Origin of the sequence: Spirosoma pollinicola, from assembly GCF_002831565.1 — a bacterium.
Taxonomy (GTDB): domain Bacteria; phylum Bacteroidota; class Bacteroidia; order Cytophagales; family Spirosomataceae; genus Spirosoma; species Spirosoma pollinicola.
Genome location: NZ_CP025096.1, coordinates 2,627,023 through 2,640,900, shown reverse-complemented (window position 1 = coordinate 2,640,900; position 13,878 = coordinate 2,627,023). Strand labels below are relative to the sequence as shown.

10 protein-coding genes are annotated in these 13,878 nt (G+C 47.9%); 5 read left to right on the top strand and 5 right to left on the bottom strand.

What is annotated here, in order from left to right; all coding sequences use genetic code 11:
- Position 1 precedes the first annotated feature (1 nt).
- Entirely contained in the window at positions 2-2,101 is a 2,100-nt protein-coding gene (locus tag CWM47_RS11140; protein ID WP_100988047.1) for a ComEA family DNA-binding protein, read from the bottom strand.
- A 164-nt stretch (positions 2,102-2,265) separates the two neighbouring features.
- A complete protein-coding gene (locus CWM47_RS11135; RefSeq protein ID WP_100993833.1) occupies positions 2,266-3,543 on the bottom strand; it encodes a hypothetical protein in 1,278 nt (425 codons plus the stop codon).
- Between the two features lie 216 nt (positions 3,544-3,759).
- Between CWM47_RS11135 and CWM47_RS11130 the strand changes: the two genes are divergently transcribed.
- From CWM47_RS11130 to CWM47_RS11120, 3 genes are all read left to right on the top strand, one after another.
- The gene (locus CWM47_RS11130) at positions 3,760-4,389 is read left to right on the top strand and encodes a thymidine kinase (protein WP_100988046.1); all 630 of its coding nucleotides are present in this window, start codon (positions 3,760-3,762) and stop codon (positions 4,387-4,389) included.
- Positions 4,390-4,442: 53 nt separating this feature from the next.
- A complete protein-coding gene (gene porZ / locus CWM47_RS11125; RefSeq protein ID WP_240625842.1) occupies positions 4,443-6,710 on the top strand; it encodes a type IX secretion system anionic LPS delivery protein PorZ in 2,268 nt (755 codons plus the stop codon).
- A gap of 67 nt (positions 6,711-6,777) precedes the next feature.
- On the top strand, positions 6,778-7,806 hold the full coding sequence (locus CWM47_RS11120) for a phosphotransferase (protein WP_100988044.1): 1,029 nt from the start codon (positions 6,778-6,780) through the stop codon (positions 7,804-7,806).
- A 17-nt stretch (positions 7,807-7,823) separates the two neighbouring features.
- Here the strand turns inward: CWM47_RS11120 and CWM47_RS11115 are convergent, their stop codons facing one another.
- Entirely contained in the window at positions 7,824-10,268 is a 2,445-nt protein-coding gene (locus CWM47_RS11115; RefSeq protein WP_100988043.1) for a TonB-dependent receptor domain-containing protein, read from the bottom strand.
- 263 nt (positions 10,269-10,531) lie between these two features.
- Between CWM47_RS11115 and CWM47_RS11110 the strand changes: the two genes are divergently transcribed.
- Together CWM47_RS11110 and CWM47_RS11105 are read left to right on the top strand one after the other, a co-directional pair.
- Positions 10,532-11,614 carry a pyruvate dehydrogenase complex E1 component subunit beta gene (locus CWM47_RS11110; protein ID WP_262512010.1) on the top strand — a complete coding sequence of 361 codons (1,083 nt, stop codon included), beginning with the start codon at positions 10,532-10,534 and terminating at the stop codon, positions 11,612-11,614.
- Between the two features lie 216 nt (positions 11,615-11,830).
- Positions 11,831-12,190, top strand: a complete 360-nt coding sequence (locus CWM47_RS11105) for a hypothetical protein (RefSeq protein WP_100988042.1) — start codon at positions 11,831-11,833, stop codon at positions 12,188-12,190.
- A gap of 101 nt (positions 12,191-12,291) precedes the next feature.
- Here the strand turns inward: CWM47_RS11105 and nadC are convergent, their stop codons facing one another.
- Both nadC and CWM47_RS11095 read right to left on the bottom strand, forming a co-directional pair.
- A complete protein-coding gene (gene nadC, locus CWM47_RS11100; RefSeq protein ID WP_100988041.1) occupies positions 12,292-13,125 on the bottom strand; it encodes a carboxylating nicotinate-nucleotide diphosphorylase in 834 nt (277 codons plus the stop codon).
- Between the two features lie 17 nt (positions 13,126-13,142).
- The gene (locus tag CWM47_RS11095) at positions 13,143-13,586 is read right to left on the bottom strand and encodes an SRPBCC domain-containing protein (RefSeq protein WP_100988040.1); all 444 of its coding nucleotides are present in this window, start codon (positions 13,584-13,586) and stop codon (positions 13,143-13,145) included.
- Positions 13,587-13,878: the final 292 nt, after the last annotated feature.

Here is a 13,878-nt window from a genome sequence, read left to right as displayed (position 1 = left end):
CTCAGAAGCGCCATCGGGCCTGAACCTTTACTTCTGACTTGTGGGACGCATCGATCTGATCAAGACCGGACCCAACCGTATCCTGATTTGTGAGGCCGGTTCTGGCCCAGCGAACCCAGACATCCAAATGCCGGCTCAGGTTATACTGCGCCAGTATATAATGTCGAACGCCCCGATCAAAGTAGGCCGGGAACGAAAACGCATTGAGCACATCGCGCTCGTAAACATATTGCCGGCTATCGTAATCATCCGTACTGAACAGGGCCACCCGCCCGCTCAGACTCAGCCGCCTGAAATCCAGTGTAGCATCCTGCACAATGGCAAAACCGCGCGAAAGCGATAGCCCGGCGTAACGAAAGCCACTCCATTGCACTCTCGACCGTAACGATAGTCGGCGCAGGGGTGAATACTCAGCATTTAGTAAATAACTCCGACGTGTTGTCCCAACCACCGCTTTGTCTTTACCAATAGTGAGGTTTTTTTGCTTATGCTCCTCATGATAAACCGCATAAAAAGTAGTTTTTCGATTCGGAGTGTAGCGTGCCTGTAGCAAGTAATCAAATCCTTTCGATGGTTTATCTATCAAGTACTTCAACCACGGGAAGTTGAAATAGTCAACAAAACCACCCAACGTCACCTTTCGATAAACCGTGTATTTTAGTCCCAGATACGCCCCTGATTCGTTAATTGTGCGTGTGCCTTCGCTAAATCCATTACTATAAAAACTATGAAAATTGCGGTCATAATGCCGTAGGGCAACGGATAAATCAACCGTTTTCGACAGGCTAACCAGCGCCCCGCCCACGGCACCCACCCCGCCCGAATTCGTTGCCGAGCCACCGCTGCGGGCTAACTCAGCAAAGAGATTCCAGTTATGCCGGATATACCCACCATGAACGCCCACAACAAGGTTGTGCTTCCCGGTAAATTCATACTGGTTATAGGGCAGATCACGTCGTTGTAAGAATGTATCGAAGGTAGTTTGCAGAACCGTTAGACCAAGTTGAGCTTGCTGGCGATTATGATAGAGCAAGTGTGCTCCAACGGTGGTTTCCAGTAAACTACCCTGATCGTCGAGTTCAGATGGCGTGCGGTGCAATCCTGATGTTTGCAGGGAGGTAGCAACCGTGCCAACATCTGAACTATCGGTGGATGTATTGGCATCGCGCCGGTTACGGGCCACCAGAAGGGTTAAGTCGAGCGTTGGACGTATGGCATATGTAGCGGTGGCTCCCCGAAAATAACCGTACTCCGTAAGTGATGTAAAAGGCCGGGCACCCAGCGTAGGGCGACGAACGGTTTGTACGGTTTCGGAACTCTTACCCAGCACAAAACCCGCCGACAGCACCAGCCCCTGCCCTGTTTGCAGTTGATAATCACCAATCACTATCGTTCGCCACTTACCCCGGTTTTGTATCTGCGCATGAAACGACACGTAATCGATACCATATCGGCGTGATGCTGGTTGCCATCCCATAGTTTCACCAGGGTCTTTCTCCATCGTTAACCCAATGCTAAACGCCCGTGGGCGACTATATCGATAACGAACATACCACTGGCCGGGGCCACCCATATACCGGGTTGGGAAGCTCCCTTTCTTATCTGGCATGGCTTCAGAAAAGCCCTTTTGTTGTTCAAGAAGCTGTTCATAGCGCACGATCAGGTAATTGTCTGTTGGTGTGGCCATCGCGCCGAACAGCCCTTTACTACCGGCCACTGTCATAAACGGCAGCAATCGCCGAATCGTCGACAAGTCAAAATCAGGTATAGCCTGAAGTTCATAAATCGATAACAAATCGCCGAATTCAGTGCGGTAAGCTGCCAGACTACTCAACTGCCTTTGGGAAAGAAGGTAGGTGGCTTCGAGTTCGTCGCGGGTGGCAGCATTCAGGTCGAGCGGATTAGCGTAGAGTTGCGTTAGGGCATCGTAGACCGCTTGATAATCGATGCCTTCGGTTTGTACGGGAAAAAGATCCTGCAAATGCTTGCTTATGGCATCGGCCGATTGGTCGATGTTTCGATACGAAAGGCTACCGGTTTGAGCAAAAACAGGTCCAAAAGATAGCCATCCTAAAAGTGTAAATACATAAACGATTCGCAAAACCCGTCTCAGTCAAGTGAACTTAACAAGATGTTAGACGAATACACATCGCAAAAGATACACTAATCAACAAAGGGATACATACCGCATAAGGATAAAAAATTCCTCAGCTATGAACCACCTTTGTGGTTCATAGCTGAGGAAACAAATCATACTAAAAATTTTTACGCAAACCTGCGTTTTAGAATCTCAACCAATTCACTAACCTCGTCGCTACTCATATCCCACAGATACTGCGAAGCATAGCGGTAAGAGATCAAATCAAGCGCCTGACCGTAGTTATTCAGGGTATCAATTTCTTCAACGGCCTGATTATAAGCACTGGCGTTCCCGTTGAACAATTGGTTGATAAATCGAAATTTCTGGTTCAGCGAAATACTACGGGCCACGCTCTCGATGGGTGCGCGGTTGAATGTTTCGGCTACCGTAGCGGGTTCATCTGGCGTACTTTCCCGTAATGTATCGTTCAACGTGGGCTGCGTGTCAATAGAAATCTCGGGTGCTGACATTTCTGTTACAACTGCCCGCGCTATGTCGTTGACCTCCACCTGTGATGGCTGGCTACTGGGCGAAACAGGGTCCGGCCCGGCACTATCCTTGAGAAACAAAGCACCGCCCGAGATTGAATTGTCGGTTGCATGCTCAAAACCTGAACTTGCAGGATATTCCTGTACCGGAACAGGTAACGGGTTGGCCTGTTCTAAGTCGAGCGTTACGCTTTCCGTAGCCACTAAGGGCGCTGGAGGAATGCTGGTTTCGGTAGCGGTATCGAAAAAAGACCGCAAAGGCGTCCCAGGAATTGTGTCGGGAACATGGCTCCGTAGTAGAGCCGACACATCCATAGGGAGTTTCTCCGAGAATAGAGCCACGAATTTATCGTAATGCTCCAGATCGTGACCCCGTTGCGTCAACGCTTCGTCCAGAAAACCCAACGCCTGATTGACATACACGAACGGTTTACCGTTCATTCGCTGCATGATGTGCGTCGGAATAAACTGGTTAATTTTCGTGTATCGCACCATTTGCCTGAGTACGTCGGCTGTAAGTGTAAACTCGGGCTGGCTGCGCAGCATGTCATCGAAATAAGCCCGAGGATCGAAAATCATGATGATAGCCCGGCGCGTGGCATCGGCTAATAACGGTTCGAGATGTTCCCTCCGAACCGAAATATGCTGCGATACCACGTTCATAAAATTTCGTAAAGCTTCTTCAACGTCGGCATCTTTGAAGTCGAAATAAGGACTGCGAAATTTCGCTGCATCGGCCTGCCATTTGTCGGATAAACTACTAATTATGAATAGATTAATCTGATTAATAGGCGTCAGTGATAGAATCTGCTGGCCATTGATGGATGCATGTTGCTGGTAAAAATCCGATGCGATTCGACGGGCATAGGATTTACTGTATTCCGTAAGGGCGTTGGCGTTAAACTTGTTCGACATTAGGAAAAGCCTTTGTTTTGTAAATATATAACTTTCGGCTACAAACCGATTGTTGTCAATGAAGAAATCAAATGCAGCGGGCTGCGCACCATGATTTAATCCCACAACGGGCAAACCGTGTGGATAAATGAAACAATATTCATTTCGATTTGTCATGGTAAACCGTTAATTATTTTGGGGCCTGCCTGTATAGTCTATTTTACCGACCAACCCAATATGTTTATTGAACCTTCCCGACGACGCGAACCGCCCCATCTGCGTACTGGCTGGATTGAACTTATTTGTGGCTCGATGTTCTCGGGTAAGACTGAAGAGTTGATCCGTCGGCTTACTCGTGCCCGAATTGCGAAGCTGAACGTCAGAATTTTTAAACCTGCCCTGGATACGCGCTATCACGAAGAAAATATCGTTTCACACTCAGCGCTAACAATTCATTCTATCCCTATACAAACAGCGAGCCAAATGTTAACCTTAGCCGGTAATTGTGATGTGGTTGGCATAGATGAGGCCCAGTTTTTCGATAAAGACATCCTGGATGCCTGTAATTCGCTGGCCAATCAGGGCAAACGCGTTATTGTTGCCGGGCTGGATATGGACTTTTCCGGGCAGCCGTTTGGGTGTATGCCTCAACTAATGAGTATCGCAGAATATGTCACTAAAGTTCATGCCATTTGCGTGATTTGTGGCGATATAGCTCAATACTCCTATCGGCTGGTACCCTCAAAGGACCGTGTGCTTTTAGGCGAAACCGATAGCTACGAAGCCCGCTGCCGACGGTGTTTTAACCTTGGCGACAACGCCGGACAGAAAGAATGGGCGTATGAGGACGTAAATAATGATGTATGATGTATGATGTATGATGTATGATTTGTAATAAATATTTATTTAAAAAAAGGGTAGTGTGGAAGAGATTACCGTCAATCTTATGGTATTACTTATTCGCTCTATTCTTACCATTCATCATTCACCATTCCTCATTCGCCCAGATTGGGATTTGGCAAACGCACGTTAGTTATCAGTCAGGGCAATCGGTGGCTGTTGTTGGCAACATCGTTTACGCGTCTACTCAAAATGGTTTTTTCTATTACGACAAAACCACCCATGAAACCACAACCGTTGGCAAAGAACAGGGTTTGAGTGGCGTTGGCATCAGTCGATTGCTCTACCTCGCCGATCAGAAAAGGATGCTCATTGCCTATCGAAGCGGCAATCTTGACCTTCTGAACCTTACTAGCACGGGTGAACCAGGTTCCGTTACCAATATCAATACGATTGTAACAGCCTCATCACTACCCAGTGCACGAGGAATTAATCACATCAACCGCATTGGAACGACAGCCTACCTCAGCACCGATTTCGGTCTTGTTGTGCTGGATTTAGTAAAAGACGAAATTCGGGATACGTATTTCAGTCAACGGGCAGATGGCACACCGCTGCCCATTTTTCAGACAGCCGCTACTACCGATAGTCTCTATGCGCTAACCGCCCCTCTCGTTCAGACCGAGTCCGGACGACGGCTTCGGGCAATTCGTTTCGCAACCAATGTCAATATTGTTGACCCTGCAAACTGGAAACTCGTTACCGCCCCCGGCCTGCAAACCGAGTCGATTGCGGTTAATCTGGGGCGATTATCCGCAACGGTCAATGGGCAGGGAATTTATGAGCGACAACAAGGCCGATGGGTGCTCACGCAATCGCTCACAAATCCAATTATCAGGCAATTTACGGGACCATCGAGCCTAATTTTAGCGACAAATCAGGCCATAACACTAGATGGAACGGGCACATTCACCGGCTTACTACTGACCGATCCACGCGAGGTTGTTGCCGATGGGAATACGCTTTGGGTCGCGGATACGCAGAATGGTTTGTTGACTACCAACTCCGGCACTTTTCAGCGTATTGCCCCCGAAGGGCCAACACGCGACCAGTTTGCTCAAGTATACGCGTACCCACAAACGGTGGTGGCTTTACCAAATGGTCCGCAGGAAACAACTACGCTTGCGGCTAATCAGTCGCCCGTCGATCTGTTTTCCGTACCTAACCAACGCTGGACAACCAGTTCAACAACCGGAATAACGCGCGGATTTAATTCGGCGGCTTACTCCCCGGCAGAACAAAAACTGTATCTGGGCAATTTTGGTGGAGGTCTCTGGAGCCAGACCGACGGGCAAACGCTCACACTCGTAACCTTACCAGCTACAATCAGCCCGTTTATTACCAGTTTAGCAACGGATACTAACGGAAATTTATGGCTAACCACCGGGCGCGCCAATACGCAGCAGGCTACCCTGCACGTACGTCGGGCCGATGGGCAGTTTCAATCGTTTCCGGCTATTAGCCAAACGAACATCGTCCAGATTGTGCCCGACGATACTGGTTTTTTATGGCTCCGGCCCGACCTTGGTGGCGGTTTGCTCGTTTTTGACCCTCAGGCCAATCGAAGTCTTGCTTTAGGCACCATTTCCGGTCAGGGAGGTTTGTTAACCAATAGCATCCGCGCTTTGGTAAAAGACCGAAATGGCGCAATCTGGGTTGGTACCGATCTTGGTCCAACCGTATTCGATAATCCGGCCGGGGTATTTGACGGGAGCATCGACGCGCAACCACCCCTGTTAAACCGGCGTCGGCTATTGGCAAATGAGCTTATTACGTCCATTGCCGTTGACGGCGGAAATCGAAAATGGATTGGCACACGCAGCGGCCTGTATCATGTGGCTCCCGACGGCTCACAGTTGCTCGATACATTTACCGCAGAAAATAGTCCTTTGCCTAACAATACGGTTCAGACATTGGCAATCGAGCCCACAAGTGGAAAGGTATTCGTAGGAACCGGAACCGCTGACCAGCCTCGCGGCCTGGTCTCCTACCAGGGGCCAGCCACCGAACCAGCCGAAACCCTTAGTCAACTCACTATCTTCCCAAACCCGGTGCGACCCGATTTTACGGGTACCGTGGGTATCAATGGCTTGCTTGATAATATAACAGTAAAAATCTTTGATGCGGGCGGGCAACTGGTCTACGAAACCCGGTCGCAGGGAGGTACGGCCACATGGAATCTTCGGGACTACCGGGGTCGTATGGCCGAAACGGGCATCTATTTAGTCGTGGTCGTTAAAACGGATGGCTCGGAAGGATTGGTGGGTAAATTGGCGGTCGTGCGTTAAAAAGGTGTGCATTAGTGCTGTATAGTTTGTAGATTAACACAGCCTATAACTCAACTGCATACTGATTATGCACCTGGATACTCAACAACTGCCTACCCTACAAGACTACTTGCGCCGACTTGGTTGGCTTGATAATCAGGAAATTATCTCATCTGTCGAAACACCCGGCAAAGAAAATCTAAATTACACCATTCGGGTAACGACTCCTTTTCGGTCGCTAATCATCAAACAATCCAGAGAGTATTTTGAAGCCAACCCTGCTCTGGCAGCACCGGCTAACCGGGCCGTTATTGAAGGGCGCTTTTACCAGGAAATCCAGCCTATTCCTATGTTGGCGAGTGCGATGCCTTTATTGATGGGCGTTGACCGTGAAAATAATATTCTTGTCCTTGAAGATCTGGGGAACGTACGAGACTATACGTTTCTCTATGAACCCGATCAATTTTTATCAGAAGCCGATACGCTAACGCTGACCAACTACCTGTCTGAACTACATTATCATTTTACCACTCAGGTTCCTGACCCAATCTTTGCCAATCCCGATATGCGGCTGTTGAATCATGAAAAAATTTTCAGCTTCCCTTTTTTGCAGGCTAACAGTGTCGATCTTGACACCGTGCAGCCGGGTTTGGCCGAACTAGCCCTCCCCTATAAACGGGATATGGCACTAAAAAAAGTAGTTCGTCAGTTGGGGCAAGTGTATCTGGCAGATAGTTTTCCTGCCCAATCCGGACAATCCTACCAGGCAGCCTCAACAAAAACGCTCCTGCATGGCGATTTCCATCCCGGAAGCTGGCTGCAAACTCAACAGGGTCATATCAAATTAATTGACCCCGGTTTTTGTTTCTACGGCCCCGCTGAGTTTGATTTGGGTGTGCTGATCGCCCATTTGATGATAGCCCAACAACCATCAACGACTTTAGATACCGTGTTGACCAGCTATCTAAAACCAGCTGGTTTCGACGAAACGCTGCGGCAACGGTTTACGGGTGTCGAAATTATGCGTCGACTAATCGGGGCCGCACAACTGCCGCTTAGCTTGTCCATTGACCAAAAGCGGTCCTTGCTTGACGAAAGTCGGCAGATGTTACAATAGCGTATTTGGACCAGCCACTATTGCCCACCCCCTTTACTATCATCATTCCGAATTTTCTTACTCTGTTTACCACCTGAACTCATTTGGCCAAATTTATAGCTCAGCGTTAACCGTACCGAGCGGTTGACAAATAGTGATGTATTTTGGGCCGTGAAGGTGGGCGCAAATTGATTCCCGGTTATCCGTACACTCCGGTTAAAGGGATTATTGAGGTTTAATGTCAGACTGATTTTCTTATCCATCATCTCTTTCTTCGCCGATAAACCGTAATAATACCAGCCCGAGTTACGGCTCTGCAACGATATCCAGCCCGAGCCAACATAGCCGTTGGCTTGCAGGGTAACGTCTTTAGGCAATTTATAGGATGCATTGGGACTAACGCTCCAGACCCATCCATTTGTCCGTTGGTTAAGCGCAACGCTTGTCAAGTCGACATAGGTGATATCTGTCCCCAGGCTAAAGTTAAAATTCTTGTTGGGTTGAAGGGACAGGTTCAGGTTAGCACCGTAGCTGGCATTGCGACCAATATTCTGAGGAGTAGACACGGCCACACCCTGCTCATCGACCGTTGATAGCCACTCAATCGAATTATTGGTCTGCCGCCAAAACAGGGCGGCATTAAATGAGGCACCTTCTTTGCCAAAAGTGCTGTACGACAATTCGGTAGCGTGGGTTAACTCGGGATTCAGGAAGGGGTTTCCTGTCTGAATATTCTTTGGGTCGCTGGAGTTACGAAACGGATTCAGATACCAGATCAGTGGCCGTGAAATCCGTTGGGTGTAACTTACCTTAAATGTGTGCTTATCTTTAAGTGTCTTCGCGATCGTAAAACTTGGAATCAAATTCTGATATTGACTGCTAAAGGCGCTCTGGGTCGACACAAAATCGCCCTGAATGCTGGTATGCTCCAGGCGAGCCCCCGCCGTTAGATTCCATTTGCGTTTTGTATCCATTTTGAACGAGGTGTACCCTGACACAACCCGCTGATCATACGTGAAATCATTCGAGCGAGTCGGGTCAACCATATAATCGGCGTCGAGGCCGGTGGTTGCTTGTTCAACGACAAACTCGCTGCCTATACCGCGCAGAATGGTTTTAGCCCCGGCTTCGAATTTAAAATTAAGCGTGTCATGTTTCGTGCGGGCCGTAAACGGGTGCGTATAATCTGCCTGGAAGGTGTATTCATTGTTCCGGCTCAGGTTAGTACTGCGTTCCAGATAGGTCGGCACTTCAGACTGCATACTCGTTTGCCGGATCGTGTAATAATAATTATCAGGCATCCGGGCGTATTGAGTCAATACGGAAAATTCGCGTCCGGGTTTCTTAAATGATTTGGTCCAGCCGAGATTAAACTCCGTATTACCGTACGGATTCCGAAACTGAATATCGCGGTGATACGCCTGCAACACCCCGCCCTGCGGACTAGTCAGGCGACTATCCAGCGTGCTGTTCATTGGAAAGTTTCCACCCCAGGCGTTAGCCGAAAAATTAATACGGTTTGTAGAATCCGGGTCGTAGTCGAGACTCATTTCGCCATAGCCACCTGTGCCCGTGTTATCGCGGTAGGTACTTTGCTGTAAGATACTGGATGGTTCTCCAGCTTCGGTCAGCGCCGTACGGGTGCTGGATGTTTCGCCAATATTTCGGTATTGATACCCATTGAGCGAAATAGCAAGGCCAAGTTTTTTACCTTTCATGTTGAGGTTGCCACCCAGCGAACGGTTCATATTACCCGCTGTTAGGTTAACCGTTCCATTGGTGCCTTTGATGGCTTTTTTGGTAATAATGTTAATCACACCCGCCGAGCCTTCGGCGTCATATTTGGCGCCGGGGCTGGTAATGACCTCCACCGATTTAATAATGTTGGCAGGCATCTGTTTCAGAGCATCGGCCAGATTACGGGCCATAATGCTGGATGGCTTTCCATTTACCAACACTTTAATGTTGCCGCTCCCGCGCATTTTCAGGTTCCCGTCCAGATCAACGGTCAGCATGGGTACTTTCCTTAGCACATCGGCGGCAGTTCCGCCGGTATTCGACACATCTTTTTCAGCGTTGTATACCAGCCGGTCGCCTTTGTCCTCCACCAGTGCCTTTTGCGCAACTACATCAACCTGATTCAGGCTTCGGCTGTCGGAAGAAAACGTGATTTGTTTTAAATCGATAACAGGTTTTTCGGGGGTGAGAGCTATTTTATCAAGTGTTTTCGTTCGATAACCGACAAACGAAATGACCACTTTGTAAGTACCCAAAGCGATTTTATCAAGCATAAAAGCACCTTTATCATCGGTGGTTATCCCATTAATAAGCTTATTATCCAGCGTTTGGATAGCAACTGTTGCAAAAGGAACGGGCTTCGTTGTGGTCGAATCGGTAAGCGTACCGCTGATACGACCGGGGGGTGTTTGGGCAAACGCCAGAAAAGAGGGCAATAAGAACAAAATCAGGAATAAGTTTTTCATAACAAAGGGCAAGGTCGAAGAGTAATATGATGCAAAGCTATATGTCTGCAAAGCAAGGATATATGTCGTTATGGAAATTTAACATTTCGACCAATGCCCGATTTCTATTGACTAACGGCTGGCGAACTTCTGCTATCAAGGATGAATGAAAGACGCAACATGTTGCATCTATAAGCATTATTTTCTTCGGACGAAGTGCCTATCTAAGTCTGGAAGAAGCACCCATAAAACAGGTATTAAAAGAAGCGGGTAACTGCTATTTGATGAATCAGGGCATTTTGCCTAATTTTGGTCGGTTTTCTGCCATCTCATTCAGGTACCAAACTAGTCCGAATGAGCAACCAAACGCAATCAACGCACTCATTATGAGAGAAATACAATTCCGTGAAGCCCTGCGGGAGGCCATGACGGAAGAAATGCGCCGGGATCCGAAAGTATATCTGATGGGCGAAGAAGTCGCCGAATACAACGGAGCCTACAAAGTCAGTCAGGGAATGCTGGATGAATTTGGACCGGAGCGGGTTATTGATACCCCTATTGCCGAACTTGGTTTCGCCGGTATTGGCGTTGGTTCAGCCATCAATGGACTGCGGCCAATCATCGAATTTATGACCTTTAACTTTTCGCTCGTTGCGATTGACCAGGTCATCAACTCGGCGGCTAAAATTATGTCGATGTCGGGCGGTCAGTACTCTTGCCCCATCGTGTTTCGCGGACCAACGGGTAATGCCGGGATGCTGTCTTCGCAGCACTCGCAGAACTTCGAGAACTGGTTTGCCAACACTTCAGGCCTGAAAGTGGTCGTGCCGTCGAATCCTTACGATGCCAAAGGCCTCCTCAAATCGTGTATTCGCGACAACGACCCCGTTATTTTTATGGAGTCGGAGTTAATGTACGGCGACAAAGGCCAGGTTCCGGAAGAAGAATACCTGATCCCGATCGGCCTTGCGAATGTAGTTCGGGAAGGGAACGATGTAACGATTGTGTCGTTTGGCAAAATCATGAAAGTGGCTCTTCAGGCCGCCGATGAATTAGCCAAAAAAGGCGTTTCGGCTGAGGTTATCGACCTACGCTCAGTTCGCCCAATCGACTATGCTACCATTATCAACTCGGTGAAGAAAACGAACCGGTGTGTTATTGTTGAAGAAGCATGGCCACTGGCGGCTATCTCGTCGGAGTTGACTTATAATATTCAACGCAACGCGTTCGACTATCTGGATTCGCCGGTAATACGGGTCAACAGCATGGACTTACCGTTGCCTTATGCGCCTACACTCATTGAAGCGATTTTGCCAAACGTGAAACGGACGTTACAAGCTGTAGAAGCTGTGATGTACAAAAAGTAAGCGAGAAGCACTCATCATAAAAAAGCGTCGGCCTGTCAGGTCGACGCTTTTTTTGCTACAGACTTAGTCAAAAAATCTGTTTTATAACAAAAACGCCCGACCGTTTTTCAACGGTCGGGCGGTGTGCTTGATGCAATTATAGGTAAAACGGCAGTCGAGCTAAAATAGTTTATGTCTTGAAAAATAGTCGCATAGTTTTTCGTATTATTGATACGTATGAATGATTTAACAGAAAACACACCAAAAGGACCCATTTTAAGGTTAAGTGGCCGCATTATCTATGAGGTTACGATTCAACATGTCGGCTCCTTGTCAGCTTTACGGCAGCGTGAGCCAACCGTCATTTACTTCTCAAATCTTCGGAAAGCGGTGGATGCCATTACGGCCGAGCTGGCGCTGAATAACTGGCCACCCAAAATTAATTACACCGCCGTATACAGGGGCGTGAAGCAACGCGGATTTTATGGATGTGATTTCAACGTGGCGGGCACACGGGTCTTTCGTATTAAAGTCGTTCCGCGTGTATTGAACCCTGCGTTACCCAGGTTGGGCATTGATGAGAATCCTGACCGGTAAATTTGGAGGTGTCAAACGCTGTAAAAAGCAGTCAAACGCCATATCTCAAAGATATGGCGTTTGACTGCTTTTTACAGCGTTTGACACCTCCAAATTTACCGTTAGTATGCCTTTAAACTTAAATCGAGACTTTTGATCTGGTGGGTCAGGGCTCCTGATGAGATGAAGTCAACACCCGTTTCGGCATAGGCCCGCAAATTGGTTTCGTCAATACCACCCGAAGCTTCGGTTACGAACTTGCCGTTGATAAGCCGAACCATCTCGCGAATGCCTTCAGGTGCGAAATTATCTAACAAAACGACATCGACTTGACCTACCCGAAGCACCTCTTCCACTTCGGCCCGGTTCCGGGTTTCTACCTCAATGCGCAATTGGCGACCGGTTTCCTTCAAATAGGTAACGGCTTTAGTAATAGCCGCTTCAATACTCCCGGCATAATCGACGTGATTGTCTTTGATCAAAATCATATCGTAAAGGCCGAACCGGTGGTTGACTGCCCCCCCGATTTTAGTCGCCATTTTCTCGCAGATACGGAAGTTAGGCGTGGTTTTACGGGTATCCAGCAATTTTGCCCGTGTACCCTCCAGCAAGTTGACTAACTCGCGGGTGTGGGTAGCAATGCCGCTCATGCGTTGCATACAGTTCAGCACCAGCCGCTCAGCAGTAAGGATGTTACGGGCATTACCGCTAACGGTCAGCACCACATCGCCGGGTTTGATACTGGCACCATCGTGTAGAAGTACATCTACCACAAAGGCCGGATCAACTTCAGCGAAGATGGCTTGAGCCACCTCAACACCTGCCAGAATACCCGGCTCTTTAACCAACAGCCGGGCACGTTTCTGTGCATCAGCCGGAATTGTCGATAAGGAAGTATGGTCGCCGTCGCCGACATCTTCGGCAAGGGCCAACTGAATAAACTCGTGTAGATTCATAGGCGCAAGGTAGCAGATTATTCTTTTTTGTCTGTTTCCACCAATTCTTTCAATCCTTTCAATATGTTGTCCCAGCCTTTTTCTGATCGTTCATATCGTTCTTCGGCCCCTTCTCCTTGCCCAACGTCGTCGGTAATGGTCAGTATAGTTTCGCCATTTTCATACCTTAGTTCATCGGTTACCGTTGAAAAATTATCCAGCTCATCCGCGCTATCTCCATTCGTCAAGGTATATTTTAATAGCTTGTTTGGCTCAATTTTTATGATTTGACCTGTAAGCTCAATTTTTTTAATCAGGAAAATTCGTCCGGTAAAACGTATAGTACTACCAACCTCCCAATCAGAATAAACTTCACAGTTAAAAAAATAGTGTTTCGTTTTCTCTGGATTGGTCAAAGCGTTCCAGACTTCAACAGGTTTTGCCTTGATTCGAATTTCCCGTTTTACGATAAACTCTTTCATGCTTTCAGTTGGTTATCCGTATGCAGTACAGACAAAAAACCAGATTTATTCTTAAATGTTAACCCGCCTTGAAGAACTAGATACGTTTCGCTATAATCCAGTCAGTTTACTGATTGATGAAACACGTTTTAGACAAACCCGTCTGATATGCCTTAGCCTGTAGCAACGGATAAGATCGTCTATGAGAGAACCACCAACTGATAGTCTCTGGTAGCGTGTTCAATTACCGAACCATCAAAATCCATTTAGTCATTCGATTGATACCTTGCTTCATCTTTAAAACCTGTCTTAT